This window comes from Paenibacillus sp. FSL P2-0089, from assembly GCF_038595095.1.
Taxonomy (GTDB): Bacteria; Bacillota; Bacilli; order Paenibacillales; family Paenibacillaceae; genus Paenibacillus_AQ; species Paenibacillus_AQ silagei.
This window is the reverse complement of record NZ_CP152006.1, coordinates 4,060,467-4,087,390: the sequence shown is the minus strand read 5'-3', so window position 1 is coordinate 4,087,390 and position 26,924 is coordinate 4,060,467. Positions and strand designations below refer to the sequence as shown.

The following is a 26,924-nucleotide window of genomic DNA, read 5'->3' as shown; positions in this document are numbered from 1 at the left end:
TTTAGCGTTTGTAATCCGGCTGCGGCAACGAAACGGGCTGTGGATTGGCAAGTACCCAATTCACGGCCAATTCGCATAATCTGGCCGGCTCATCATTGCCGTTGCCATGGCGCAGGTAACCGGCTAATTCCGCCGCTTCCTTGAGGTGCGCAGGGTCCAGAGGTGTGCCCGAGACGAAGTGCCGGAGCAGCGCATTCAGCATTTTACGGAAATCGGCATCCCAGTTGCCTCCGCCGTTATTCATGATTTCATGTGAGATCCGGCCGGTGATGCGAATGACCTCTCCCTGCACGGTGAGCGCATGTCCTGACGCCGGGATTAGTAATTCCCACAGCTCCTGGTGCTGATCCTGCCATCTTGTGCTGTTTACCTCGATCTTGGAAACACCGTCATGCATCACCCGCGCTGCTACAGGCTCCACATCGAACAGCTTGTACAGGGATTCGAGTGCATCTGAGGTTTCACTCAAGCGCTCTTTATTGAAATTGGATCTGGCGAATTCAAATGCTTTGCCGATCTTACTCACGGATTCCTTCATCTCCGGTGTGATCTCCGCTCCGGCATCAAGCAGGATCTGCGAGATTTCCAGCATGCTATCGATATCGCTATTCCGGCATTGTAATAAAGCTTTGGACAGCGGGGTGTTCCCCGACTTATTTACCGCATGGACATTTGCGCCATGGGCCACCAGATCCCGTACCGCCTGAGTCCGGTAATAGTTAACCGCAGCGTGCAGCGGGGTCTGGTTCTGATAATCCAGGGCTTCCAGCTCTGCACCAAGCTCCAGGAATAATGGAATATTGCCGGACCAGGTTCCAGCCTGGGAATACAGCGGGGTACGCTGGTATTTGTCCCTCGCATTAATATCGGCACCCTGCTCCACCAGCCAGCGGACCAGCTCATCCGGAATCTGCCGCATGCTGAGCGCGGGTTCTTTGTAATATCCCAAGGTTGCATCCCAATCACATTTTTCAAAAACAGCCTTTAGTGCATCGACATCCCCTGATTTAACCAGCTCGCCGAAGTCGGCGGGTAAGGTTTTTCTCTTTTTGCCCATTTGAACATTTCTCCTCCCTAAAATGATTTCCCATGATATTAGTACAGCACTTCCACATTCTTCTCGGACAACAGCTTCAGCCACGCCTCCGAAGGCTTACGGTCGGTAATCAGCACATCGATCCGGCTTAGCTCTGCGAGCCTCGCGAAGGCCGTCTGGTCGAACTTGGTATGGTCCGCGAGCAGCACAACCTTATGTGCCTGGCGCAGCATATATTTCTTCAGCTCACATTCCGGTTCATTGGAATCGGTGACCCCGCGGTCCATATCGAGGGCCTTGCAGCTGATTACGGCGGTGTCCACATTGTAGCGCTGAATGGTCTCATGGGCTACGGGGCCGACAAGCGACAGGGAACGGTGGCGGAGTGAGCCGCCTGTAGAAATAATGCTGTGGCTCGAACTTGCGAACTCATGGAGAATGTTGATCGAATTGGTGATGATCGTCAGATTACTTTTATTACCCAGCAGCTTCAGGAATTCAAACGAAGTCGAGCTGGGGTCGACCATCAGCGTATCCCCGTCATTAATCAGATCCAGCGCCTGGATCGCTATTGCGCGTTTGATATCCGTATTGAGCGCTCCCCGGGTCAGAAAAGGAAGGTCCTCATTGGTATGCCTGTTCAACATGGCTCCGCCGTAGGTCCGGCTTACAATGCCATCCTTCTCCAGCTTCTCCAGATCTCTGCGGATCGTCTCCTCTGTCACCTCGAACATCCGGCTCAGATCGGACACCAGCACACGCTTGTCCTGATGGACAAGGTCGATTATTTTTTTGCGTCTTTCGGCAGCGAGCATACGTATCACCTTTCCAGAGTTGATAGTCTTAATATAGACTGTTATTTCTGTGTTGTACAACACAATTCACCTGATTTGCTCTGAAACCCACAATAATGATTGCTTATTTCCCGTAAAACAAACAATAAACAAATAAAAACAACTTATTTAGTGTTTAAAGTGTTGACAACACAGATTAACGGCGATACGATGAGAAGGTCAACAGGGAGATGTGCGCTTACAGTGTTCATTAACTATTTACGTGCCCGGGAGGCTGGTTAAGCAATGAGTACTCATGTCTATTATGTGCCGTCGATTAACATGATGGGGAAGGGCTGTCTGAAGGACATCGCCCCGTACATTCAAGAGCTGAAGCTGAACAAGGCGCTTGTGGTCACAGACAAGTTCCTGATGAAGAGCGGAATCGCCGGAAGGCTGCTGGCTGTGCTGGAGGAGGCGGGGATTCAGTATGTGGTATATGATGAAGTGAAGCCGAACCCCACCTGCAAAAATGTTCATGACGGCGTAGACTTTCTGAAGCAGCACGAATGTGACTATCTGATCTCCATCGGCGGCGGCTCGCCGCAGGATACGGCCAAGGCAATCGGCATTGTTGCCACCAACGGGGGGCATATTGCCGATTATGAAGGCGTTCACAAATCCAAGAATAAATCTCTGCCGATTGTCGCGGTGAACACGACGGCCGGGACTTCAAGTGAAGTGACGATCAACTACGTGATTACAGATGAAGAGCGCAAGATCAAGATGGTCATGGTAGACAAGAACAGTATCGCCACCATCTCGGTGAATGATCCGGAGCTGATGGTCGATAAGCCTGCTGCGCTGACGGCGGCTACGGGCATGGATGCACTGACGCATGCGATTGAAGCGCTGGTCACTCCAGGCGCATATCCGGTAACCGATGCTACGGCACTGGCTGCGGTGGAGCTGATCTTCGGCAATCTGGCGCGGACGGTAACGAACGGACAGGATATTGAAGCGCGTGAGCAGATGGTCTATGCGATCTTCCTCGGCGGCCTTGCCTTCAATAATGCAGGCTTAGGCTATGTGCATGCCATGGCCCATCAGCTTGGCGGGGTGTATGATCTGCCGCACGGCGTGTGCAATGCAATGCTGCTGCCTTACGTGGAAGAAGAGAATGCCAAGCATGTGCCGGAGAAGTTCAGAGCAATTGCCAGAGCGGCCGGTATGCAGACTGAAGGACGCAGCGACAAGGAATGTGCGGATTACGTCATTGAGGCGATCAAGGCCTTGTCCAAAGAGGTTGGCATTCCTGCCAAGCTGTCCGAGCTGGGTGTAGCGGAAGTAGATCTCGATCTGCTGGCTGAGAACGCCATGAAGGATGCCTGCGCGCCCGGGAATCCTTTTATTCCTACCAAAGATGAAGTAATCGCGTTATTCCGCAAAATTCTGTAAATCACCTCCCATAGAATAGGAGATTCCCTATGACCTATCATATCGCCGTCGATATCGGCGCCTCCAGCGGACGGCTGGTGCTCGGACAGCTCGTGGACGGGAGCCTCCAACTGGAGGAGATTCACCGTTTCAGCAATGGCTTCACAGAGCAGGAAGGCTCCTGCTTCTGGGATATGGATTATTTATTGAATGAAATTATTAACGGTCTGCAGCAGGCGAAGCTAAGAGGCATTCACGAATGCACCCTCGGCATTGATACCTGGGCGGTAGATTATGTGCTGCTGGATGCCGAAGGCAAGCAGATAAGCCGGGTCTATGCCTACCGTGACCACCGGACCGACGGGGTGATGGAAGAAGTCGGGCGGCTCCTTCCGCCAGAGAAGGTCTACGCCAAAACGGGCATTCAGCAGCTTCCCTTCAATACGTTGTATCAGCTATATGCGCATGACCGGGAAGAGCTGAAGGCGGCCGATCAGATTCTGCTGGTGCCGGATTATCTCTACTACCGGCTCGGCGGACGTAAGATGAACGAAGTTACTAATGCATCCACGACGCAGCTATTGAATCTTGCGACCCGTGATTTCGATGCCGAGCTGCTGGAATTCCTGGGTCTGCGGCGTGAACAGTTCGCTCCGTTAACCGAGCCTGGGGAAGATCTCGGCTTCATTACGCAGGAGCTGCGCGCGGAGTATGATCTGCCGGAATGCCGCCTGATCTGCGTGGCTACGCATGACACAGCATCTGCGGTACTCGGTGTGCCTGCTCAGAAGGACCGTGCATCAGCCTATCTTAGCAGCGGAACCTGGTCTCTGCTGGGAGTAGAGCTGGATCACCCGATCAATAACAGCAGAGCGATGGCCGCTAATTATACCAACGAGTGGGGCGCTTACGGGACTTACCGGTTCCTGAAGAATATTATGGGCCTCTGGCTGATTCAGGAAGTGCGCAGACTGGACGGCGGAAGATTTAGCTTCGCGGAACTCGCAGAGCAGGCAGGTGAATGCCCAGGCTTCCGCAGCCTGATTCCCTGCAATCATCCGCGGTTTTTGAACCCGGACGATATGATTCAGGAGATCCGCCAGGCCTGCCTGGAGAGCGGCCAGCCTGTGCCGCAGACTACGGGCGAGCTGGCCCGCTGTATCTTTGACAGTCTGGCGTTATCCTACCGCAGTCATCTGGCTGAGCTGGAAGAACTCACCGGGGAGCTAACCCAAGTGCTGCAGATTGTTGGCGGTGGCGCTAACAATGGGCTGCTGTGCCAGCTGACGGCAGATGTTACCGGCAGGGAGGTGCTGGCCGGACCGACCGAATCCACAGCCCTGGGTAATCTGGCTGTGCAGATGATTGAGGCGGGGCGCATGGCAGATATCCATGAAGCCCGGCAGATCATCTCACAGTCCTTCGCGATTCAGTCTTATCTTCCGCAGCCGGTTCCTCAGCTGGCGGAGCTGCTGGTCCGCTGGGAGCAGCTTCATTCGGGAGCGGATGTTCACAATACGTATTAGGAGGCAACAGCATGGATCAGAGCATCATTAACAGCTACAACGAAGCCAAGAAATTATATGCAGCCCATGGAATTCAAACGGATGAGGTACTGGAGAAGCTGGCGCAGATCAAAGTATCGCTGCACTGCTGGCAGGGCGATGATGTACGGGGCTTTCTGTTCAAGGATAAAGAGCTGAGCGGCGGCATTGCCGTGACCGGCAGCTACCCCGGACGGGCCGGTACACCGGATGAGCTGCGTCAGGATCTGGAGAAGGCCCTCTCGCTGATTCCCGGCAAGCATAAGGTCAATCTGCATGCGATCTATGCCGATACGAAGGAGCAGGTGGATCTGGATGAGCTGGCGCCGCGCCATTTCAAGAATTGGGTGGAATGGGCCAAGGAGCAGGGCTTAGGCCTTGATTTCAATCCGACCTGCTTCTCGCATCCGAAGGCGGCAGACGGGTTCACCCTGAGCCATGCGGACGAAGAGATCCGCAGCTTCTGGATTAAGCATTGCAAGGCTTCCCGCAGCATTGCCGAGCACTTCGGCCGCGAGCTGGGCCAGCCGTGTGTAACGAATTTCTGGGTGCCTGACGGCTACAAGGATACTCCGGTAGACCGGCTGGCGCCGCGCATGCGCCTGAAGGAATCGCTGGACGAAATCTTCAGCGAGGAGCTGGATCCGCAGTACACTATCGATGCCGTGGAGAGCAAGCTGTTCGGTATCGGCTCGGAGAGCTACGTTGTCGGTTCGCATGAGTTCTACATGGGCTACGGCCTGACACGCGGTAAGGCCATCTGCCTGGATGCCGGGCATTTCCATCCGACGGAAGTGATTTCGAACAAGCTCAGCTCTATCCTGATGTTCAGCGAGCAGCTGCTGCTGCATGTCAGCAGACCGGTCCGCTGGGATAGCGATCATGTGGTCACGATGGACGATGAGCTGCTGGAGATTGCCCGCGAGCTGGTTCGCGGGGATCTGCTGCCGCGCACGCATATCGGCCTCGACTTCTTCGACGGCAGTATCAATCACCTGGCGGCTTGGGTAATCGGCACGCGCAATACGATCAAGGCGCTGCTGCGCGCTATGCTGGAGCCGGTAGAGGAGCTTCGGGCCATTGAGCGGGCCGGAGATTACACCTCACGGCTGGCCCTGGTGGAAGAATTCAAGTCCTACCCGTTCGGTGCTGTCTGGGATTACTACTGCGCTTCGCAGGGGACCCCGGTCCGCGAGGGGTGGCTGGCTGAAGTGAAGCGCTATGAACAGGATGTATTGGCTTTAAGATAAGATCAGGCTGCTGAAATCACAATGACTGCTGAAATAATAAATAACAAGTACCCGCACGCTTAGGGTGCATATAGAAGGAGAGAGCATATGAGTACTTCCGTAATTGAATCCAAAGGGTATATATCCGGCGTCACCGCGCCTTTTATCGAGGAAATGTCCGAAATTACCCATCACATGTGGTCGCTGGGCTGGGATGAGCTGAACGGGGGCAACGTCAGTTACCTCCTGGATGAAGAAGAGGTAGCCAAGTATATCAATATCCGCGAGCCGCTGCGCACGATCAGCCTTACCTTCCCTGTAGCCGAGCTGGCGGGCAAATACTTCATCGTTACCGGATCAGGCAAGTATTTCCGTAATGTGATCAAGGACCCGGAGGCCAATCTGGGTGTGCTGCGTGTCAGCAGCAGCGGCGAGAGTGTAGAGGTGTTATGGGGATTGCGTAATGGCGCTGTTCCGACCAGTGAGCTGGCTTCCCACTTCATGAGCCATATCGAACGGCTGAAGGTAGATCCGGCGCACCGGATTGTGCTGCATACCCATGCAACGAATGTAATTGCCATGACCTTCACCCATGATCTGGATGAGCTGAAATTCACCAAGACGCTGTGGGAGATGTGCACGGAATGTCTGGTGGTCTTCCCGGATGGCGTCAGCGTCATTCCCTGGATGGTGCCGGGGAGCAGCGAGATCGGCCGGGCCACCGCTGACCGGATGAAGGAATACCGTGTAGTCATCTGGCCGCAGCATGGGATATTTGTTACTGGTGCGACGATGGATGCCACCTTCGGACTGGTTGAAACGATTGAAAAGGCCGCGATTGTCTATAACCTGATCGGCGGAAGAGAGATTCGGCAGAAGATTACCGATCAGCAGCTGGCAGATCTGGCCGCAGCCTTCCGAGTGACTCCAAAAGCCGGAGTGCTGGACTTATAAGACTTATCAAATCTCTTGAACTGGCAGTCATTTGCATTTGCCGCCGGGAACCGTCATACTATGCTTACTTAAAGTAATCATCAAGTAAGTAATCATCGTATGAAATGGAGGCTAGTGAATTATGAATGCTGCTGCATTGTTTGAACCTTTTGAATACGGAGGCTTGTCCCTCAGTAACCGTGTGGTGATGGCACCGATGACCCGGGTGCATTCTCCTGAGGGCGTACCTGGCCCTGAGGTGGCGGCATATTACCGCCGCCGCGCGGAAGGCGGGGTGGGTCTGATCATTACCGAAGGCACGGCCATCGATCATCCGGCGGCAGTCAGCCATCAGGATATCCCGAACTTCCATGGCGAAGCCTCCCTTGCGGGATGGGCGCAGGTCGTGCATGAGGTGCATGCTGCCGGAGGTAAGATTATGCCTCAGCTCTGGCATGTCGGCATGGCCCGCAAGATCGGTGAGGGGCCTAATGCTTCGGCGCTGCCGATCGGTCCGTCCGGGCTGAATCTGGCCGGAGAGCAAGTCACAGAGCCGATGACTAAGAGCGAGATTCAGGCTATCGTCAGTGCCTTCGCCAAGGCAGCGAAGGCAGCCAAAGCCGTCGGCTTCGACGGCATAGAGCTGCACGGCGCCCACGGCTATCTGATCGACCAGTTCTTCTGGGAGAAGACCAACCGCCGCACCGATGAATACGGCGGTGATCTGGAAGCCCGCACCACCTTCGCGGTGGAAGTGATCGATGCCTGCCGCCGTGCGGTAGGACCGGATTTCCCGATCGTACTCCGCTTCTCGCAGTGGAAGAGCGGGGCCTATGACGCTAAGCTGGCGGAGACGCCGGAGGATCTGGCCCGTTTCCTGACCCCGCTCAGCAATGCCGGGGTAGATATCTTCCATTGCTCCACCCGGCGGTTCTGGGAGCCTGAATTTGCAGGCTCTGAGCTGAATCTGGCGGGCTGGACGAAGAAGATTACGGGCAAACCGGCGATTACAGTGGGCTCTGTCGGCCTGGACAGCGCATTCACCAGTGCGGTTATGGAGAAGAATGAGGATAACAACCTTGAGCGGCTGCTGCTCCGGCTGGATCAGGGAGAGTTCGATCTGGTGGCGGTAGGCAGAGCCTTGATCAGCGATCCGGCTTGGCCTGCCAAGGTACAGGCAGGCAAGATTAACGAGATTATTCCGTTCACCTCGGAGTCTACCAAGACATTGTATTAATCAATAGAGGTTGATCTGTAACACCCTGTGCCAAGCCATTAGGTTAGACTTCAAGTCTATCAGCTCATGGCTGCCTGCATGGGGTGTTTTTTTGCGGGTGAATCTTTGAAGATGTACTGATTGTTATTGTTTCTTATAATAATGCCAATATGCCAACACTCTTCTGTTTTCTCTCGAATATTGCTATTAATATAGCTGGATTTAGGTTGAGAGGGGAGCTGGAAAATGGCAATTTTATCTACAGGACCGATTGAGAATAATATTGCAAGCAATACGGGGACTCGCCCGACTCAAAGGGTAACACTCAAAATAGACGGCCGTAATATAACCGGATTCTTCGATATTCTTATTTTGGGTTATACCCTGAACGGCATACGCACCTTATATGTGCAGGAGGAGATCAGTGTGGTCCCCTCCCAAGTGGTTACCAAAATTTACTATGCGGACCTGGATGCTTTTGAATTCGTGTTCAACACGACAGGAACGGCAGTCTCCGAAGCGCAGGTATCCCTATGGGGCCAAAATGCCAGCGGGCAGCTGGTGACAGCACACCGGCTGGTCTCGCAGGAGTTGCTGGGAGAAGAGGCAACAGGAGTCACCGGAGCCACAGGAGTAACGGGAGCGACGGGTGCGACGGGAGTAACGGGAGCCACGGGGGTAACGGGTGCCACTGGAGTAACGAGTGTGACGGGAGTAACGGGAGTAACGGGAGTAACGGGAGTAACAGGTGTGACGGGAGTAACGGGTGTGACGGGTGTGACGGGAGTAACGGGTGTGACGGGAGTAACGGGTGTGACGGGAGTAACGGGTGCAACAGGTGCAACGGGTGTGACGGGTGCCACTGGAGTAACGGGTGCAACGGGTGTAACGGGTGTAACGGGTGTAACGGGTGTAACGGGTGTAACGGGTGTAACGGGTGTAACGGGTGCGACGGGAGTAACGGGAGCTACGGGTGCAACGGGAGTGACGGGAGCAACGGGAGTGACGGGAGCCACAGGCGCACTGGCGTCATCTTATGCTTATATTTTCAATACGGCGGCTCAGACCGTGGCTACCGAAGCGGATGTTACTTTTGACAGCAATGAGAGTCTTGTCGGCTTCTCGCATACCCCTAATACAGCTCAGATTAATGTTGAGAACGCAGGAGATTATGCGGTAATCTTTATTGTCACCGCAGTGGAACCGAATCAGTTCACTTTGTATCTGAACGGTGCACCTGTAGGTGGCAGCGTCTATGGTTCAGGAGCGGGAACACAGCCTAACCCCGGGATGGTGATTATCTCTGTAGTCCCCGGCGATGTAATCACTTTAAGGAACCATTCCAGTGCCGCTGCAATCAATTTACAGACCTTAGCCGGAGGAACGCAGATCAACTCCAACGCATCGATTTTGATCTATAGGCTTGGGGGTTAAAACGTCCGGAGGCAAGCTGGTTGTAATAAATAAGTCCGGGACCTTACATTTTAGGCCGGGCTTTTTTGTCGTATAGGAAATTATATTATCCGTCTGTTGTGGATAAGGGGGCATAGCGTGGGAGAAGTACTCTTTGAATGATCCGGAGGCCGCATGAGTATATGAGGAGCTCAAAATGTATGCGAAAAACAGCATACATTTGCTGGCGCGCAGGCTTGTGGCCCGAATGTATGCGAAAAACAGCATACATTTGCTGGCATGAAGGCTGGTGGCCCGAATGTATGCGGAAAACGGCATATATTTGCTGGCGCGTAAGCTGGTGGCCCGAATGTATGCGAAAAACAGCATACATTTGCTGGCGCGTAGGCTGGTGGCCCGAATGTATGTGAAAAACAGCATACATTTGCTGGCGCGTAGGCTGGTGGCCCGTATACGTTACAGTAAAGCCCCTAGCTCCTGAAATGTTCAGAATGGATTATCTTGGGAGCGGTATGATATAATTTTACATTAGAAAAGCACGGAAAATATGGGGACATCAGCAGAGGATGTGACTTTAGCATGGCGAAGGGGAGCAAGGATTACGGGCAGTATTTCGATTTCACGGATGCCAAGATCGTCAGCGAGACTGAAGGCAAGACCACTTACCGGATCAAAGGCAGGAACGTGCAGATCAACAGCCAGCCCGATTACAAGGAAGGCAAGCGGCGGGGCAAGGAAGAGATTGAAGTGCTGTATCATTTCGACATTCCGCCGGAGATGGCAGATTTCGGTGCAGGCAAGAGCTATCATATTACCACATACGGCTGCCAGATGAATGAGCATGACACGGAGACGATGAAGGGTATGCTGGAGCAGCTCGGCTACCGGGCGGCTGAAGACCGCAGCGAAGCTGATATTATACTACTTAATACATGTGCGATCCGCGAGAATGCGGAGGATAAGGTATTCGGAGAGCTGGGCCATCTCAAAACACTGAAGCTGGAGAAGCCCGGCCTGCTCCTGGGGATCTGCGGCTGTATGTCCCAGGAGGAGGGCGTGGTCAACCGGATCATGAGCCGGTACGGCTTCGTGGATCTGATTTTTGGCACACATAATATCCACCGCCTGCCGGAGCTGATTAAGGAAGCGGTGTTCAGCCGCGAGCTGGTCATTGAGGTCTGGTCCAAGGAAGGCGATATCATAGAGAATCTGCCGAAGAAACGGGAGGGTCTGCGCGCCTGGGTGAATATTATGTACGGCTGCGACAAGTTCTGTACGTATTGTATTGTGCCGTTCACCCGGGGGAAGGAGCGGAGCAGACGTCCCGAGGATGTCATTGCTGAGGTGCGGGAGCTGGCCCGCCAGGGCTTCAAGGAAGTAACGCTGCTGGGGCAGAACGTGAACGCCTACGGCAAGGATTTTACGGACATTGATTATACCTTCGGCGACCTGATGGACGACATGCGGGGGATTGATATTCCGCGTATCCGGTTCATGACCTCGCATCCGCGTGATTTTGACGATAAATTGATTCATGTGCTGGGCAAAGGCGGCAATCTGGTGGAGCATATCCATCTGCCGGTGCAGTCGGGAAGTACAACCGTGCTGAAGCGGATGAGCCGCAAATATACCCGTGAAGCCTACCTGGAGCTGGTCCGTAAGATTAAGGCAGGCGTGCCGGATGCGGTGCTGACTACGGATATTATCGTCGGCTTCCCCGGTGAGACGGAGGAGCAGTTCGAGGAGACACTGTCCCTGGTGCGCGAAGTAGGGTATGATATGGCGTATACCTTCATTTATTCTCCGCGCGAAGGGACTCCGGCAGCCGGGATGGACGATAATGTTCCGTCAGAGGTTAAGAGCGCGCGTCTCCAGCGTCTGAATGATCTGATCAAGGAGCAGAGCCGTCTGGGGAATGAGCGGATGCTGGGCCGGCGGGTGGAGGTGTTGGTGGAAGGTACGAGCAAGAATAATGCCCGGATGCTGGCTGGACGTACCCGTGACAGTAAGCTGGTGCATTTTGAAGGCCCGTCCTCCCTGATCGGCACGCTGGTGCAGGTGAGCATCACCGGCGCGAAGACTTGGTACATTAGAGGGGACTATCAGGCGGAAGCCGCAGCGGTCCTCTAATTATAGAGAAATGAGGCGAGAAGAATGAGCCAGGAAGAAGCACGACTGAATGAATATGGCATGCAGACCCACAATACCCGCGATTTAATTGTCCGGGAGGATATTATGGGCAAGGCGAAGGACTTGGCTGCACTCATCTCCACCAGTGAGGAGGTCCGTCATTTCCAGCAAGCCGAGCAGAAGATTCTGAATCACGAGCGTGTGCAGGGACTTATTGCTACAATTAAGAAGAAGCAGAAGGAGATCGTGGCGTTCGAGAGCTTCAAGAACCAGGCGATGGTCGCGAAGATTGAACGTGAGATTGAAGAACTGCAGGATGAAATCGACAGCATCCCGGTCGTGAACGAGTTCCAGCAGAGCCAGAGCGATATCAATTATCTGCTGCAGATGGTGATTTCAGTGATCAGGGATACCGTTTCGGATAAAATCAATGTGGAAGCAGGCACCGAGGCGCCGCCCTCCACTTGCGGAGATTAATGCAGAATCACCCGGGGGCGGATGTGAATCCGTCCCTTTTACATATCTGCGGCCTGCTCCGGTTGATTTTGGGCGGACAGGTTTGGTACATTAAAAGATACGAACAACAAACAATAGCTGCGGCAAAGGATGATCTATAGTGACTGAGAACGCGGAACAAACCTATAACGCCAAGAAGTACCGCACTCCGGATGGCGTTCCGGCGGATATTGTCATGTTTACACTGACCAAGCGCGAGCGGAAGACCGTCACGAAGACGCTGCCGCTGCGCGAGCTGAAGGTGATGCTGGTCCGGCGCAAAAAATGGCCGTGTGCGGGCATGTGGGCCCTGCCGGGCGGCTTTTGCCAGGAGGATGAATCGATCTATGATGCCGCTACGCGCGAGCTGAAGGAAGAAACGGGCGTGGACGGCGGACATCTGGAGTATCTCGGTGTCTACAGCCAGCCGGGCCGTGATCCGCGCGGCTGGATTATCAGCCATGCTTTCTTTGCTCTGGTGGAGGAGTGGATGCTGGAGCAGCGGCAGGCCTCGGATGATGCAGGCGAGGTTGGCCTGTTCACACTGCAGGAAGCGCTGGAGGAGCTGGAGCTGGCTTTTGACCACCATGATATTATTACCGATGCCTACCTGCGGATTCAGCAGCAGATGCTGCAGACGACGATTGCCCGGCAGTTCCTGCCGCGTCATTTCACGCTGAGCGAGCTGTACCAGGTGATCCAGACGGTGGTGCCGGAATTCAAAGAACCGAATTTTATCCGCAAAATTACGTCAACACGCAGCCGTCAGGGTATATTAAAAGAAGTGAGCGATGAAGCGGGGAATCCGCTCAGCTCCAATCAATACTCCCAGCGCCCGGCACAGCTCTATATGTTCACGGACCATGAGCCGTTATTATCCATTTATACGTAAGCTGCCGGTAAGTGCAGGCCCATTAACCTTTTAGGAGGCTATCCTACCATGAGAGCACTGATTGTAATTGATTTCACGAATGATTTCGTTGACGGGAACCTGCCTGTCGGCCAGCCCGGCATCGATATTGCGCCCAGAGTCAGTGAACTGACGGAACAATTCGTGCGCAGCGGGGACTATGTGGTGATGGCTGTAGATCTGCATGAAGCGGATGACCCGTACCACCCGGAGACCAAGCTGTTTCCGCCGCATAATCTGCGGGGAAGCGAGGGGCGTGAGCTGTACGGCAGCCTGAAGGCTGTCTACGAGGCGAACCGGGAAGCCATCTACTGGATGGACAAAACGCGTTACAGCGCCTTCTGCGGCACGGATCTTGCGCTGAAGCTGCGTGAGCGGGGCATTAACGAGGTGCATCTGATCGGGGTATGTACGGATATCTGTGTGCTGCATACGGCAGTGGATGCCTACAACCACGGCTTCGGGATTACGGTGCATGAGGATGCCGTCGCCAGCTTCAATCCTGACGGTCATGTATGGGCGCTTGGACACTTCCGCGGCAGTCTTGGCGCGAACGTTGTCACGGGCGCTATAGAGAAGTAGCACATCAGCAGAGACAGAACCCAAATACAACAGTGGAATGACTAGGAGATGAGGACTTGAGGAGAGAACTTGCTCTACATACAGACAAATACCAGATCAATATGATGTATGCCCATTGGATGAATGGTACACACAAGCGCCGGGCGGTGTTCGAAGCCTATTTCCGCAAGCTGCCGTTCGGCAACGGCTTCGCTGTATTTGCCGGGCTGGAGCGGATCGCCCAGTATATTGCCGAGCTGCGGTTCACGGAAGAGGATATCCGCTACCTGTCGGAGCAGGAGGAGAACTATGCGCCGGCCTTCCTGGAGGAGCTGCTGCAGTTCCATTTCCAAGGCAGTCTTCATTCCATGAAGGAAGGGGCCCTGGTGTTCCAGGATGAACCGCTGATCCGGGTCGAGGGTACGATTATGGAGGCGCAGCTTGTCGAGACTGCGATCCTGAACTTCATGAACTATCAGACGCTGATTGCTACCAAGGCGTCACGGATCAAGCAGGTGGCCCCGAATGATACGCTGCTGGAGTTCGGAACGCGCCGCGCGCAGGAAGCGGATGCCGCAGTCTGGGGCGCTCGCGCCGCTTATGTCGGCGGCTTCCATGCGACTTCTAACATGCTGGCCGGCAAAAAGTTCGGCATCCCTACGAAGGGCACCCATGCCCATTCCTGGGTGCAGAGCTTCCCGAGCGAGCAGGAGGCGTTCGACGCTTACGCGCGGGTGATGCCGGACGGCGTGACGCTGTTGGTGGATACGTTCGATACCCTGCGCAGCGGTGTGCCGAATGCGATCAACACGGCGAAGAAGCTGGAAGCGCAGGGCAAACGGATGAACGGCATCCGGCTGGACAGCGGTGACCTTGCTTATCTGTCCCGCAAGGCACGCGAGATGCTGGATGAAGCCGGGCTGCAGTATGTGAAGATTGTGGCCTCCAATGATCTGGATGAGAACACCATCATGAACCTGAAGTCGCAGGGGGCGGCGATCGACACCTGGGGGGTCGGAACCCAACTGATTACCGCTTCGGATCAGCCTTCACTGGGCGGTGTCTATAAGCTGGTCGAGATCGAAGCGCCAAGCGGCGAGATGATCCCCACGATCAAGATCTCTTCGAATCCCGAGAAGGTATCCACGCCCGGCAAAAAGGAAGTCTACCGCATTATCGGCCAGAACGGCAAGGCGCTGGCTGATTATATCAGCTCCGCCGATGAGCCAGCGCCCCGCAGTGGAGTGCGGCTGAAGCTGTTCAACCCGCTGCATCCTTATATGAAGAAGCATGTGGAACGTTACGACGCGGTGCGGATGCTGGAGCCGATTGTAGTGAACGGTTTCCAGGTCTATACCCTGCCGGAACTGGCGGAGATCCGCCGTTACCATGAGGAGCAGCTCGACCTCTTCTGGCCGGAGTACTTGCGCAAGCTGAACCCGGAAGTGTTCCGCGTGAATCTCAGCGAACAGCTATGGAACCGCAAGCAGCAGCTGATTGCGGAGCATATGATTACCGATGTGGAGTAACCGGACCGTAGTGCAGGAATAGAGATGTTGACTTAGCCCCTTCAACCGGATGAATTGTCTTCCGGCTGAAGGGGCTGTTGCTGCATCAATGGAGGAAGGCCGCTGGGCAGGCTCCTATTTGCTATCATAACGGGCACTTCTTACGTAGGACCATATGCTTATTGACATAGATTCTCTGGAATAATATATTAAATATGTTCCGAATTACAATTTTGGTAGAAGAAGATTATTTTTTTGGGACAAAAGTATAAGCGCTTTAACTTTTGTCCGGCAGGCAGCATCCGCAATATCCAGTAAGGAGGTGAGCTTTTCCTACAGCTGTCCGTTTGTGAATACAATGGGTTCTCTTAAGTATCCACCCCAACCACAAGGAGTGAATGGATGATGAACAAGCAAGGGAAACGCAAGCTGCACTGGAAAAGTCTAATGCTTCTATGTCTGGCCATATTTATCCTGCCTGCCGGATCTGCCTTCGCCGCTGTGAACAAACCGTTTCCGCAGCACACCACCTATACAAGCGGAACCATTAAACCGAATAATGTCACTCAGACCGTCATGGATAACGCCGTCAAGACCAAATGGGATGCCTGGAAAGGCGCATATCTTAAGCCTGCCGGAACAGGCAAATATTATGTGAAATATAATTCAGCCGGGGAGACGGTCTCTGAAGCACATGGCTATGGCATGCTGTTCACCGTGCTGATGGCCGGCTACGACAGTAACGCACAGACCTACTACAACGGACTCTACAATTATTACACAGCACATCCAAGCGCCATCAACCCCTATCTGATGTCCTGGAAGCAGAACAGCAGCTTCCAGAATATCGAAGGGGAAGACTCCGCAACCGACGGAGATATGGATATTGCCTTCTCGCTGCTGCTGGCCCACAAGCAATGGGGAAGCAGCGGAACCGTCAACTATTTGCAGGCTGCGACGAATATGATTAACGCCATCATGGATAATGAGATTAATCAGACCCAGTGGACGATCCGTCTCGGAGACTGGGCGAACAGCGGCTCATACAATACGGCTACCCGCCCTTCAGACTTCATGCTCAATCACCTGAAGGCCTTCCAGGCTGCTACAGGGGATGCCCGCTGGCAGAATGTAACGAACAAGACCTACACCTTAATCAACAGCCTCTACACCGGCTATAGCTCAACCACCGGCCTGCTGCCGGACTTCGTGGTCTACTCCAGCAATACCTATAAGCCGGCTGCGGCTAATTTCCTGGAGGATGCCAACGACGGCAACTATAACTATAATTCCTGCCGCACCCCGTGGCGGATCACCACCGATTATCTGCTGACAGGCGATAACCGGGCCTTATCCCAGCTGAATCAGCTGAACAGCTGGATCAAGACCAAAGCAAGCAATACACCGGGTAACATCAAGGACGGCTATAAGCTGAACGGAACCACCTTCGGCAGCTATAACAGCGGCGCATTCTATGCCCCCTTCGGCGTAAGCGCAATGACCTCCTCCGCCAACCAGAGCTGGCTGAACTCCCTGTGGAGCCATACGGCGAACAGCGCGGCAGAGGACTACTATGAAGACAGCATTAAGCTGTTCTCCATGATTGTCATGTCAGGCAACTGGTGGGCGTACTAAGCGTTACCTAGCAGCTTCCCGGTGTAAACTGGTGAAGCTGCTTTTTTAATTGATTAGGAAATTATGATTTACGTCCGATATGGATAAGTTGTGCATAAAGTTGGGGGAAGTGTCTTGGAGCATCGGCAGGATGACTATATTCTGGATCAGTAATAGGAATGACTTCGCTGATTTCACCGAACAGCCGGATATGGTCGAAAAACCGACCACATTCGGTGCGGCAGAGGTGTGTGGGCGGATATGGTCGAAAAACCGACCACATTCGGTGCGGCAGAGGTGTGTGGGCCGGATACGATCGAAAAACCGACCACATTCGGTGCGGCAGAGGTGTGTGGGCGGATATGGTCGAAAAACCGATCACATTCGGAGCGGCGGAGGTGTGTGGGCCGGATACGATCGAAAAACCGACCACATTCGGTGCGGCAGAGGTGTGTGGGCGGATATGGTCGAAAAACCGATCAAATTCGGAGCGGCGGAGGTGTGTGGGCCGGATATGGTCGAAAAACCGACTACATTCGGTGCGGCAGAGGTGTGTGGCCCGGATATGGTCGAAAAAGCGACTACAATGGGGATGCCGCAGGCATTTTGTTCTGGCATTATGGAGAAGATTATCACTCTAGCAGTACTGGTTATAAATGGCTTGTTTCCTTGAGACGTTTATATTATGTCTACATCTGTCAGACTTTGTCCCTACATTGAATATGCATGATTAGAGGAATATGACATAATGTGATATTTAATTCAATAATATAACAAATAATAACAAAATAACCTTCAGTAAATATCTATCATATGACATCTTATGGACTATATTAAAAATATAGGGTCAGATGTATTATTTAAGTTGTAATCGGCCGATTAACAATGGTTGGAAAGGCGGAAGAATTGTGAAAATTAAAAAGTTTTTGTCTGTTCTTCTTATCTCTGCTGTTGTTTTGATTCCATCGGCTTCCGCATTTGCCGAAGAAAATAGTCAGTTATCTGAAGTCCGGCCAATGGTAGTTGGAATTGGAGATACCCAGTCCACTGCAATAAGTTTATTATTAAATGGAGAAGGTGGAGTATTAGGCGGGGTTATTTACGATCTCTTTATTCAAAATTCCACAGAAAAAGATTGGTTTAAATGGACTAATACTACTTCTACTTATAAAAGAGTATATGCGACTGTAGGAGGTTTTACTGGGAACGGACCGACAAGAGCTGGTTATAAAATTAATTATAATAATGGTTTTGGTGAAACCCAATTGTTTTATACAGAAAAGGCGGGTACAACAGAATCACAAACCTTTGGTAACATTTTTGTGCCACCAGGAGCAACAGTATATATCGTTGTAGATGCTCCGAACTTTAGTTCACCACCTGCTTACCATTTGAATTTTTCTGCATACGAAGTACTCTAATATGAGCTGAATATTTAATAGGGCTGTCCCAATGGGATAGCCCTCTGTTTTTAAGTGGGCTCGAAGCGAGGACTTGGGTGGACGCTCCAAGGACGGACCGTTGTTCAAATGTACATAAATCAACTCTATCGAATAAAGTTATGTCTGCATAACTTGCGGACTAAAATCTGCCCACTGTTTTAATGGATCTACTTTATTTACTTTGCCCTACAGTAAATACAGCCCCAAAAGGGATAAAGATCATTGACGATGCTTCGCATTACACGAAATTCTGTGATATTTTTAACATCTTAATTTTTAATTTTATTGCTAAATTAAGGATGACATCTCATCCACAGTTTGCTTGGGAAAGTGCGGAATTACACAGAATTTTCACATTTTGTCGTTTTCATGGAAGCTTTCCTTCTATTGAAATAACACCGCACTGTCGCATATAAAGAAACCTGCATAAATCTATAAAGAACTGTGATTTCCTGAGCGTGGAAAATGCAAGATATGTCACTTCGCGGCTTGCAAAATCAAGTTACAATCGCTCTAAAAAGTCAAAAGGATGTACTAAGAAAGGGGTTATGTCGGTGGTACAATTGCCAATAGTAAATGAACTGGGATTCTTTGAGATTCGTCTGGAATCCATTGGAGGCCTGGGCGCGAACCTGGCAGGTAAAATGCTGGCGGAAGCAGGAGTGGTCGGCGCAGGGCTGAACGGCGTCAGCTTCTCATCGTACGGTTCGGAGAAGAAGGGGTCTGCGGTTAAGGCTCACATCCGCTTCTGTGATATGGATACCCATATCCGCGATACTTCACCAGTCGAGCGTCCGCATGTTGTCGGCGTATTTCACGAAGCACTTGCCAAGACCGTGAATGTAACCAGCGGAATTCATGAACACAGCACCGTTCTTGTGAACTCGGCCAAGACGCCGGAAGAACTCAGAGAACTGCTGAAGATGAAGGCCGGCACGATTGCGGTAATCGATGCTACCAGCATCGCACTCAAGGAGAAGAACCGTGTTAACATGGCCATGCTCGGGGCGCTGTTCCGGCTCTGCCCGTTCCTGGATACGGATATCATGAAGGGCGTCATTGAGAAGTCGCTCGGCAAAAAATATCCGCAGGCCGTCCAGTCGGCCATCACGACCTTCGAGCGCGGCTACAATGAAGTGAAATTCATGCAGTTCGAGCTGGCTGCCGGCGACAGCATGCCGGAATATGTCCGTTCCGATATCTCGGCTCTCGGTTACGAGACTCAGCCGATGGGCGGTACGATCACCAACCCGGGCGGCAGCTTCCTGAAGAATCTCAGCATCTCCCGTTCCGGTATGCTTCCGGCATTTGAGATCGAGTCCTGTATCAACTGCGCACAGTGTGACACAGTATGTCCTGACCAATGCTTCGTGTGGGAAGAGCGCCTGGACCGCAAGGGCCGTTCGCAGATGTTCCTGCTCGGTATTGACTACCAGTACTGTAAAGGCTGCCTGAAATGCATCGGTGCCTGCCCGACCTCGGCATTATCCAGCATGAGGGAGAAGGAAGGCTATGCGGACAGCCATGCCGTGAAGCATCAGTTCGATCTGGTTACTCCAGTCTAAAACCCGGAAGAAAGGTGGAATACATTGTGGCTATTGATTATGAAAAAGAACTAGGCTCCGCCAAGGTGGAGCAGAAATTCCTATACGAGTCCGGCAATGAAATGGCGGCCTATGCCGCGCATCAGATTAACTATCATGTCATGGGTTATTTCCCGATCTCCCCATCGACTGAGGTGGCCCAGTTCCTCGATACGATGAAGGCCAGCGGCCAGCACGATATTATGCTGGTACCGTCCGACGGCGAGCATAGCTCCGCCGGGATCTGCTATGGTGCTTCGACGGCAGGCGGCCGTGTGTTCAACGCAACGAGCGCTCAAGGATACATGTTCATGCTGGAGCAATTGCCTGTACAAGCAGGTACGCGGATGCCGATGGTCATGAACCTGGTCTGCCGTTCGATCTCGGGACCGCTGAATATTCACGGAGACCACTCAGATCTGTACTTTGCCCTGAACACCGGCTGGCCGATCCTGATGTGCCGTGATCCGCAGTCGGTCTATGATATGAACCTGATGGCCCTGAAGCTGGCGGAACACGCCAAAGTCCGGCTGCCGGTGATGGTGGCCTCTGACGGTTACTTCACTTCGCACCAGAAGCGCCGGGTACAGGCTTTTGCCCACCGTGAGGATGTTCACAAGTTCGTTGGCGAACAGCCGCCTGCAGGCTTCACCGATACGCTGGACCGCAATAATCCGGTCACTGTGGGACCTTACATGAATGAACCGGATTATATCAACAACCGCTATCAGCAATCCGTTGCGATGTACAATGCGGGTGAAGTCTTTGAAGAAATCGCCCAGGAATTCGCAGAGCTGACCGGACGCCATTATGAGATGATCGAGCAGTACCGGATGGAGGATGCCGATGTCGCCGTCTTCCTGATGAACTCTGCTTCGGAGATCATTAAGGATGTAGTGGATCAGCTCCGTGAGCAGGGAATCAAGGCAGGAGCGATCTCTCCGAACATGATCCGCCCGTTCCCGCAGAAGCAGATTGCCGAAGCGCTGAAGAATGTCAAAGCCATTACTGTAGGTGACCGTGCCGATTCGGTCGGCGGACACGGCGGTAACATGGTGAACGAGATTAAGGCAGCACTGTTCACTTATGGCAACACAACGACTAAGGTTATCAGCCGGATTTACGGTCTGGGAGGTAAAGACTTCTATGCCGAGGACGGGCACCACTTCTTCCAACTGGCAATGGATGCTGTTGTTGCAGACCGTGTGGAAGTACCTTTTGATTACTATGGACACAATCCGGGAGCGCTGGAGAATGCGCCGAAACGCCTCTTGAAGCCGATGGACTTCGATAAGCTGAAGACCGGTCTGATCACGGTAACCCAGAACGAAGAGACCGGCAAGCTGAGTGTCAGAGTTCCGCCGGTGCGTTCGTTGATGAAGAAGCCAAGACGTCTGTCTCCAGGGCATGGCGCATGTCCGGGCTGCGGGATTTTCTCCGGGCTGGAGCTGTTCTTCAAAGGGATCGAAGGCGATATCGTAGCGCTCTACCACACTGGCTGCGCGATGGTAACGACTACCGGCTATCCGTATTCCTCCCATAAATCGACGTTCATCCACAATCTGTTCCAGAATGGTGCTGCTACACTGTCCGGTGTGGTTGAGATGTTCTGGGAACGTAAACGCCGCGGTGAGCTTGACGGGCTGGGGCTGAAGGAAGACTTCACGTTCGTTATGGTTACCGGCGACGGCGGGATGGACATCGGGATGGGACCTGCGATCGGCGCTGCGCTGCGCGGCCACAAGATGATCATCGTGGAATATGATAACGAAGGATACATGAATACAGGGGCACAGCAGTCCTATTCGACACCGCTCGGACACCGGACTTCCACCTCAAGCATCGGCAAAACCCAGCAGGGTAAGGTGACCCAGCACAAGGATACAGCGCAGATTATGGCGGCTACCAACATTCCTTATGTCTTCACCGGCTGTGAGGCTTATCCGCAGGATATGCTGAAGAAGGCGGCGAAGGCCCAGTGGTACGCGCAGAATGAAGGTCTGGTCTACGGCAAGATTCTCATTGCCTGTCCGCTGAACTGGATGAGCGAAGACAAGGACGGTACAGATATCGTGTCCCTGGCTGTCGAATCCTGCTTCTTCCCGCTCTATGAAGTTGAACAGGGAATTACCAATATCACCTACAACCCGGAAGATAAGGACAAACGGATAGAAGTATCCGCCTGGCTGAAGACGATGGGCAAGACCCGCCATCTGCTGAAGCCGGAGAATGAACCGGCCCTGCGCAGCTTCGAGGGTGAGGTTCAGCGCCGCTGGAGCCGCCTCAAGGCGAAGCATGAGCATCCAGATTTGTAAGGTGTAAGGTCTATTGGAATTTTAGTATTCATCCGCAGTAGCAGTAGCTAAAGTCAGCACCGCCCGGCAGAGTCACTCTGCCGGGCTATTTTGCAGCTGTAACTAGAACGGAAGAATATTATAAAATAATCATGCAAAGTGATATAGTAACGAGGGGAAACGCAAATGAAAAAGGTTGCATTCAAGAAGCTTGCAACTCTATCGATGGTGTAGTTCACCTGCAAGGGAAGGTTAGGAGGGAAACATGGCAACGGTATTCTTAATCATTATTTATCTGGCGTTCATCAGCCTGGGACTGCCGGATTCGATGCTTGGCGCAGCCTGGCCGATTATCCGGCTGGACTTCGGGGCGCCGGTCGAGCTGGCCGGACTGCTGTCGATGATCGTAGTTGCAGGGACGATTATCTCAAGCTTGGCCAGCAGTGTAGTGCTAAAACGGCTCGGCACGGGGATGGTTACTTTTATCAGCGTGGCGGTAACCGCTCTAGCCCTGCTCGGTTTCTCTTATTCCTCTTCGGTTCTGTGGGTAGCCCTGCTGGCCTTGCCGCTCGGTCTGGGTGCAGGTTCGATCGATACAGGGTTGAATAATTATGTGGCGACTCATTACAAAGCGCATCATATGAGCTGGCTACACTGTTTTTGGGGGATAGGGGCTATGCTGGGGCCCATCCTGATGTCGCGTTATATTGCGAATGGCGAGTCATGGAGAATGGGATTTTTCGCGGTCAGCATGATTCAGTTCGCGTTAGTCGTGGTACTGTTCTTCAGTCTGCCGCTGTGGACAAAGGTAAGCAAACGGGGCGGCCAGCAGCCTGTAGAGATGCCTGAGAAGTTAGATTCCCGGCCTACGGCCGTTCCTGCTGAGGGTAAGGTGCTGCGGATCAAAGGCGTGAAGCTGGCGATGCTCACCTTCCTGTTCTATTGCGGAGTGGAAGCTACGGTGGGGCTATGGGGCAGCAGTTATCTGGTGAACGTCAAGGAGGTATCCCCGGCAACGGCGGCCGGATGGGTCTCGCTCTATTATGGCGGAATCACGGCCGGGCGGCTGATTACCGGCTTCATTACCTTCCGGTTCAGCAACCGTACGCTGATTCGCGGAGGGTTGGCAATCTCACTCGCGGGTGCGCTGCTGCTGGCCTTGCCGCTTCCGGCGATATATTCACTGGTTGCCTTTATTCTGATTGGCCTCGGCTCGGCACCGATCTTCCCCTGTATGCTGCATGAGACGCCTGCCCGGTTCGGACAGGAACATTCGCAGAAAATTATGGGATATCAGATGGCCTTGGCCTACACCGGCGGTGCGTTTCTGCCTCCGCTCTTGGGCTGGGCGGCGGCGCGGAGCACCTTCATGATTCTCCCGCCGGCAATGATTGGGTATATAATAGTGATGATAGTAAGCTCTGAAGTGATTAACCGGATGATGAGCAGACGACAAGGAGAGGTGAGCCTGTAATGAGATTCATAGAATGGCAGGATGGAGCATGGAGCAATGAACCGGTATCAAGCAGCACCGCGGACGGTCAACTGGTGGTCCATGCAGCGGAGGGCAGCGATTACTGGGAAAAGACGATGTACGGCTTCCAGCATGACAACGGTCATGCGCTGCTTGCCCCTTGGGATAAGGCAGAGGCGATAGAGATCAGCTTTACGCTGGACGGGTTCACGGAGCTGTACGACCAGGCAGGTATTATGCTATGGCACAGCGGTGAGCAATGGATCAAAGCCGGTATTGAGCTGAATGACGGTATTCCCCATATAGGTGCAGTCGTGACGGACGGTTACTCTGACTGGTCATTGTCCCCTGTGCCCGAGTGGAAGGGCGAAGTGATTACCCTGCGGGCTTCACGGATGAAGGATGCGGTAATCCTCAGAGCGCGAACAGAGAATCATCCCTGGCGGACTATCCGCGTTGCCCGGTTCCCTTATGAGACTGGCAGCCAGGCGGGACCCTTCCTGTGTGCTCCAACGCGGGCCGGGTTTCAGGTCACCTTCACACGCTGGGCGGCTACAGCACCCGATGCAGACGTTCATACAGACCCGCCAATCGTATAGACTTCCCGGAAAAGGCAAAACCGCCGCTGCGCGTATCCTTCACGCGCAGACGGCGGTTTTGTCTTTTACAATATACTATCGTACAGACGGGAATGGCAGGTTATCTTCTTCTGCTGCGCACCATTGCGGTCGGACCGCACATTTCATCCCGGACGGAATAAGTGTAGATATGATGGGGGACCGGAACACAGTGGTGGCGTCTGACGACCTCAACATGGTGGACTACCTGGACTTCCTGGGGATGATAGTAATCTTCATATACAACCTGTGTGGGATCTGTAACTGTTTCAACAGGACATTTCGGACAATTTCTCATTACACTCAGCTCCTTCGCAGTGGACTTATGCCAGTATACGCGTTATGCAGGAGCCTGCTTGTTCATTCGTCTAGATTCCGGCAAAATAGGTGTCCGGCCATGCTGCGTCTCACGAACGCTTGTAGATCTCGCGCATGACATGGCGCAGCTCGGGCAGGATTAGCCGTTCCATAGCCAGTTTGATTGCACCGGTGGAGCCGGGCATGGAGAAGACAGCGGTACTGCAGATTGTCCCGGCAATGGCCCGGCTGAGCATGGCGGCAGAGCCGATATCTTCGGTGAAGCTCAGCAGCCGGAAAATCTCCCCGAAGCCCGGCAGCGACTTGTCCAGCAGAGAGGCTACGGCCTCATAGGTGGTGTCTCGGGGGGAAATGCCGGTCCCTCCGGTCAGAAGCACAGCTTCGATGCCGGAATGAACGGAGCTTTTGTAGACCAGCTCCCGGATATCTTCATAATCATCCTTGACGATGGTGCGGCCGGTCACGGTATAACCGGCGGCTTCCAGCAGACTCTGGATCAGCGGACCTCCGGTGTCCGTATCGATGGTGCGGGTATCCGAGACCGTTATGATGTAGCAAGCGACTGAATCCGGGGCTTCGCTCCGGTGTTCTTCGACGGATGATATACGAACCAGCTCCTTTTTGTATCTGCTGTGCAGCTTATATTTCCCATGATAGGGGATGGAAGCGGCAATAACAAGCTCCCCGGGGGAAGCTGATGTATGCCTCACCAGGCAGGGCCGCCTTGCACAGAGGCGGTCATTGTAGTACACTCGCTACCATAACCGATTGAGGCAGGGAGAGAGCAAACTTGGAACAGTCATTACCAGTATATATCTTGTCCGGATTTCTCGGCAGCGGCAAGACCACATTACTACAGCGTCTTTTGGATCATTGGAATCATCAGGGCCTCCGGCCGGCCGTGATTATGAACGAGCTGGGTGAGGTGAATCTGGACGGCTTGCTGGTGGAGCAGTCTGTGCCGATGGCAGAGATGCTGGGCGGCTGTATCTGCTGCACCAGCAGGGGGGACTTAAGTACGGAGCTGACCACGCTGGTCAAAAAAGAATCGCCGGATGTAGTTATCATCGAGGCTACGGGTGCAGCCAACCCGCTGGAGATTGTGGATGCAGTAACGGAGACTTCGCTATATCAGCAGGTGGAGCTGAAGGGGCTGATTACCGTCGTCGATGCCGCCCATCTGCTGGAGCTGTACCGCTCCCAGCAAGGGGCTACCTACCGTCTGATGCAGGAGCAGATCCGCTGTGCATCCGTCCTGATCCTGAACAAGACAGACCGCATTCAAGCCGCAGAGATTGCAGAGATCTCGGAGGTGCTGCGTAAGTGGAATGCGTACGCGGAGATTCTGCCGGCGGTACGCTGTGAACTGGAGCCAGAAGCGCTGCTGGGCAGTGTAGGAGCCGTTCATATGGAAGACCGGCCTGAGGGCGGGGAGCATACGGAGGGCGGAGCTGAAGGGGCGATGCATGCTTCGCATGATCATGTGATGGCTTACACGCATTATTTCCAGAATCCCGTGAACAGCGAGGAATTCGAACGGTTTGTGAAGGAGCTGCCACGCGATGTGTACCGGGCTAAGGGGATCGTAACTTTTACCGATACCTCCAGCCGGTTTCTGTTTCAGTACGCCTACAGAGAAGCGGATTTCATGAGAATTACGCCCCAGGGCGAGGTGCCGGATGTTGCGGTATTCATCGGTGAGCATTTCTCCTCCGGTGAGCTGCGCAGGGAGCTTCTGCGCCTGGAGAGACGTCTGCTGACCAGACCCGCAGCGGTCAAACGAAGCCTATAGTTAACCATCTGCAGTTCCTTATGAATGGTTCGTTCTTATTCTTGCAGGTTAATACATAGGCATACCCTATACTAATTGCAGGAGGTTGTAAGGCTATGACCCGAATTCAATATCAGGAATGCATTAATGCTTTGATTAAATGTATGGATGCCTGTAACTATAGCTATGTCTCAAGCCTCAAGGAATATGATCTGGCCGATCTGCGGGAGAGCATCCAGCTGGACCGTGAATGCGCAGACATTTGTTCCTTCGCTATTCAGGCGATGACCCGCCGAAGCCCGTTCGTGGCCGAAATCCTCAAATTATGTGCTGACATCTGTGACCGCTGCGCGGACACAAGCAGCCGTCATAAGCATAACCATTGCCAGGATTGCATCGATACCTGCCGCAATGCAGCCATGGCCTGCAGAAGGGTCAGTGAAGCTGTTGAAGTCTACGCCTGACATCACCCTTTAGGACTAACATATATAGCATCAAATACTTAACAGGAACCAGGGCGGGTGCGGATTTTTTCTGCACAGTTCTGGTTTTTTCAATGTGAATTTCATGGATCTGGGAAAATAAAAAGGAGAATAAAGCCATTCCGGCGAATGTTACATAAGAGG

General features: G+C 53.2%; 23 protein-coding genes. 20 read left to right on the top strand and 3 right to left on the bottom strand.

Features of this window, described 5'->3' with window-relative positions; genetic code table 11:
* Position 1 precedes the first annotated feature (1 nt).
* Both NST69_RS16940 and NST69_RS16935 read right to left on the bottom strand, forming a co-directional pair.
* On the bottom strand, positions 2-1,057 hold the full coding sequence (locus NST69_RS16940) for an ankyrin repeat domain-containing protein (protein WP_342546400.1): 1,056 nt from the start codon (positions 1,055-1,057) through the stop codon (positions 2-4).
* Positions 1,058-1,095: 38 nt separating this feature from the next.
* Positions 1,096-1,851 (bottom strand): DeoR/GlpR family DNA-binding transcription regulator, encoded by a 756-nt coding sequence (locus tag NST69_RS16935; RefSeq protein ID WP_036724867.1) that lies wholly within the window; start codon positions 1,849-1,851, stop codon positions 1,096-1,098.
* Between the two features lie 264 nt (positions 1,852-2,115).
* Here NST69_RS16935 and NST69_RS16930 point away from each other — a divergent pair, with 264 nt between their 5' ends.
* From NST69_RS16930 to NST69_RS16845, 18 genes are all read left to right on the top strand, one after another.
* On the top strand, positions 2,116-3,267 hold the full coding sequence (locus NST69_RS16930; RefSeq protein ID WP_340952248.1) for an iron-containing alcohol dehydrogenase: 1,152 nt from the start codon (positions 2,116-2,118) through the stop codon (positions 3,265-3,267).
* Positions 3,268-3,296: 29 nt separating this feature from the next.
* Complete coding sequence (rhaB, locus tag NST69_RS16925; RefSeq protein WP_342546397.1) at positions 3,297-4,772, top strand: rhamnulokinase; 1,476 nt, start codon at positions 3,297-3,299, stop codon at positions 4,770-4,772.
* Between the two features lie 11 nt (positions 4,773-4,783).
* The gene (gene rhaA, locus NST69_RS16920; RefSeq protein ID WP_342546395.1) at positions 4,784-6,040 is read left to right on the top strand and encodes an L-rhamnose isomerase; all 1,257 of its coding nucleotides are present in this window, start codon (positions 4,784-4,786) and stop codon (positions 6,038-6,040) included.
* 87 nt (positions 6,041-6,127) lie between these two features.
* Positions 6,128-6,973: a rhamnulose-1-phosphate aldolase gene (gene rhaD / locus NST69_RS16915; RefSeq protein WP_339248978.1), complete on the top strand. Its 846-nt coding sequence runs from the start codon at positions 6,128-6,130 to the stop codon at positions 6,971-6,973.
* A gap of 121 nt (positions 6,974-7,094) precedes the next feature.
* Entirely contained in the window at positions 7,095-8,189 is a 1,095-nt protein-coding gene (locus NST69_RS16910) for an NADH:flavin oxidoreductase (protein WP_342546393.1), read from the top strand.
* Between the two features lie 225 nt (positions 8,190-8,414).
* Positions 8,415-9,602, top strand: coding sequence for a hypothetical protein (locus NST69_RS16905; RefSeq protein ID WP_342546392.1), 1,188 nt, complete (start codon positions 8,415-8,417; stop codon positions 9,600-9,602).
* A 558-nt stretch (positions 9,603-10,160) separates the two neighbouring features.
* The gene (gene miaB / locus NST69_RS16900; RefSeq protein ID WP_342546391.1) at positions 10,161-11,711 is read left to right on the top strand and encodes a tRNA (N6-isopentenyl adenosine(37)-C2)-methylthiotransferase MiaB; all 1,551 of its coding nucleotides are present in this window, start codon (positions 10,161-10,163) and stop codon (positions 11,709-11,711) included.
* Positions 11,712-11,735: 24 nt separating this feature from the next.
* Positions 11,736-12,188, top strand: coding sequence for a YlbF family regulator (locus NST69_RS16895; RefSeq protein WP_076086829.1), 453 nt, complete (start codon positions 11,736-11,738; stop codon positions 12,186-12,188).
* 139 nt (positions 12,189-12,327) lie between these two features.
* On the top strand, positions 12,328-13,098 hold the full coding sequence (locus NST69_RS16890) for an NUDIX domain-containing protein (protein WP_036699096.1): 771 nt from the start codon (positions 12,328-12,330) through the stop codon (positions 13,096-13,098).
* 48 nt (positions 13,099-13,146) lie between these two features.
* Positions 13,147-13,698, top strand: a complete 552-nt coding sequence (locus NST69_RS16885) for an isochorismatase family cysteine hydrolase (protein ID WP_342546388.1) — start codon at positions 13,147-13,149, stop codon at positions 13,696-13,698.
* A 56-nt stretch (positions 13,699-13,754) separates the two neighbouring features.
* The gene (locus tag NST69_RS16880; protein ID WP_036724857.1) at positions 13,755-15,206 is read left to right on the top strand and encodes a nicotinate phosphoribosyltransferase; all 1,452 of its coding nucleotides are present in this window, start codon (positions 13,755-13,757) and stop codon (positions 15,204-15,206) included.
* A gap of 381 nt (positions 15,207-15,587) precedes the next feature.
* The gene (locus NST69_RS16875) at positions 15,588-16,820 is read left to right on the top strand and encodes a glycosyl hydrolase family 8 (protein ID WP_235191857.1); all 1,233 of its coding nucleotides are present in this window, start codon (positions 15,588-15,590) and stop codon (positions 16,818-16,820) included.
* Positions 16,821-17,262: 442 nt separating this feature from the next.
* Positions 17,263-17,472 carry a hypothetical protein gene (locus NST69_RS16870; protein ID WP_342546382.1) on the top strand — a complete coding sequence of 70 codons (210 nt, stop codon included), beginning with the start codon at positions 17,263-17,265 and terminating at the stop codon, positions 17,470-17,472.
* Positions 17,473-17,707: 235 nt separating this feature from the next.
* On the top strand, positions 17,708-18,220 hold the full coding sequence (locus tag NST69_RS16865) for a hypothetical protein (protein ID WP_036724565.1): 513 nt from the start codon (positions 17,708-17,710) through the stop codon (positions 18,218-18,220).
* Positions 18,221-18,795: 575 nt separating this feature from the next.
* On the top strand, positions 18,796-19,806 hold the full coding sequence (locus NST69_RS16860; RefSeq protein WP_209878490.1) for a 2-oxoacid:acceptor oxidoreductase family protein: 1,011 nt from the start codon (positions 18,796-18,798) through the stop codon (positions 19,804-19,806).
* A 26-nt stretch (positions 19,807-19,832) separates the two neighbouring features.
* Positions 19,833-22,139, top strand: a complete 2,307-nt coding sequence (locus tag NST69_RS16855) for a thiamine pyrophosphate-dependent enzyme (protein WP_342546378.1) — start codon at positions 19,833-19,835, stop codon at positions 22,137-22,139.
* Positions 22,140-22,383: 244 nt separating this feature from the next.
* A complete protein-coding gene (locus NST69_RS16850) occupies positions 22,384-23,592 on the top strand; it encodes an MFS transporter (RefSeq protein WP_342546376.1) in 1,209 nt (402 codons plus the stop codon).
* Positions 23,592-24,191, top strand: coding sequence for a DUF1349 domain-containing protein (locus tag NST69_RS16845; RefSeq protein WP_342546374.1), 600 nt, complete (start codon positions 23,592-23,594; stop codon positions 24,189-24,191). Before NST69_RS16850 ends, NST69_RS16845 begins: the two co-directional genes overlap by 1 nt.
* Before the next feature lie 425 nt (positions 24,192-24,616).
* Here the strand turns inward: NST69_RS16845 and NST69_RS16840 are convergent, their stop codons facing one another.
* Entirely contained in the window at positions 24,617-25,132 is a 516-nt protein-coding gene (locus NST69_RS16840; protein ID WP_342550189.1) for a molybdenum cofactor biosynthesis protein B, read from the bottom strand.
* A 185-nt stretch (positions 25,133-25,317) separates the two neighbouring features.
* Here NST69_RS16840 and NST69_RS16835 point away from each other — a divergent pair, with 185 nt between their 5' ends.
* Together NST69_RS16835 and NST69_RS16830 are read left to right on the top strand one after the other, a co-directional pair.
* Positions 25,318-26,319, top strand: coding sequence for a GTP-binding protein (locus tag NST69_RS16835; protein WP_341168065.1), 1,002 nt, complete (start codon positions 25,318-25,320; stop codon positions 26,317-26,319).
* A gap of 95 nt (positions 26,320-26,414) precedes the next feature.
* Positions 26,415-26,762 carry a four-helix bundle copper-binding protein gene (locus NST69_RS16830; RefSeq protein WP_036699084.1) on the top strand — a complete coding sequence of 116 codons (348 nt, stop codon included), beginning with the start codon at positions 26,415-26,417 and terminating at the stop codon, positions 26,760-26,762.
* Positions 26,763-26,924: the final 162 nt, after the last annotated feature.

What these genes read in the sequence shown, in the direction of transcription:
- NST69_RS16940 (WP_342546400.1), bottom strand. Translation starts at nt 1,057, where the DNA reads ATGGGCAAAAAGAGAAAAACCTTACCCGCCGACTTCGGCGAGCTGGTT.
- NST69_RS16935 (WP_036724867.1), bottom strand. Translation starts at nt 1,851, where the DNA reads ATGCTCGCTGCCGAAAGACGCAAAAAAATAATCGACCTTGTCCATCAG.
- NST69_RS16930 (WP_340952248.1), top strand. Translation starts at nt 2,116, where the DNA reads ATGAGTACTCATGTCTATTATGTGCCGTCGATTAACATGATGGGGAAG.
- rhaB (WP_342546397.1), top strand. Translation starts at nt 3,297, where the DNA reads ATGACCTATCATATCGCCGTCGATATCGGCGCCTCCAGCGGACGGCTG.
- rhaA (WP_342546395.1), top strand. Translation starts at nt 4,784, where the DNA reads ATGGATCAGAGCATCATTAACAGCTACAACGAAGCCAAGAAATTATAT.
- rhaD (WP_339248978.1), top strand. Translation starts at nt 6,128, where the DNA reads ATGAGTACTTCCGTAATTGAATCCAAAGGGTATATATCCGGCGTCACC.
- NST69_RS16910 (WP_342546393.1), top strand. Translation starts at nt 7,095, where the DNA reads ATGAATGCTGCTGCATTGTTTGAACCTTTTGAATACGGAGGCTTGTCC.
- NST69_RS16905 (WP_342546392.1), top strand. Translation starts at nt 8,415, where the DNA reads ATGGCAATTTTATCTACAGGACCGATTGAGAATAATATTGCAAGCAAT.
- miaB (WP_342546391.1), top strand. Translation starts at nt 10,161, where the DNA reads ATGGCGAAGGGGAGCAAGGATTACGGGCAGTATTTCGATTTCACGGAT.
- NST69_RS16895 (WP_076086829.1), top strand. Translation starts at nt 11,736, where the DNA reads ATGAGCCAGGAAGAAGCACGACTGAATGAATATGGCATGCAGACCCAC.
- NST69_RS16885 (WP_342546388.1), top strand. Translation starts at nt 13,147, where the DNA reads ATGAGAGCACTGATTGTAATTGATTTCACGAATGATTTCGTTGACGGG.
- NST69_RS16875 (WP_235191857.1), top strand. Translation starts at nt 15,588, where the DNA reads ATGATGAACAAGCAAGGGAAACGCAAGCTGCACTGGAAAAGTCTAATG.
- NST69_RS16870 (WP_342546382.1), top strand. Translation starts at nt 17,263, where the DNA reads ATGGTCGAAAAACCGATCAAATTCGGAGCGGCGGAGGTGTGTGGGCCG.
- NST69_RS16850 (WP_342546376.1), top strand. Translation starts at nt 22,384, where the DNA reads ATGGCAACGGTATTCTTAATCATTATTTATCTGGCGTTCATCAGCCTG.
- NST69_RS16845 (WP_342546374.1), top strand. Translation starts at nt 23,592, where the DNA reads ATGAGATTCATAGAATGGCAGGATGGAGCATGGAGCAATGAACCGGTA.
- NST69_RS16830 (WP_036699084.1), top strand. Translation starts at nt 26,415, where the DNA reads ATGACCCGAATTCAATATCAGGAATGCATTAATGCTTTGATTAAATGT.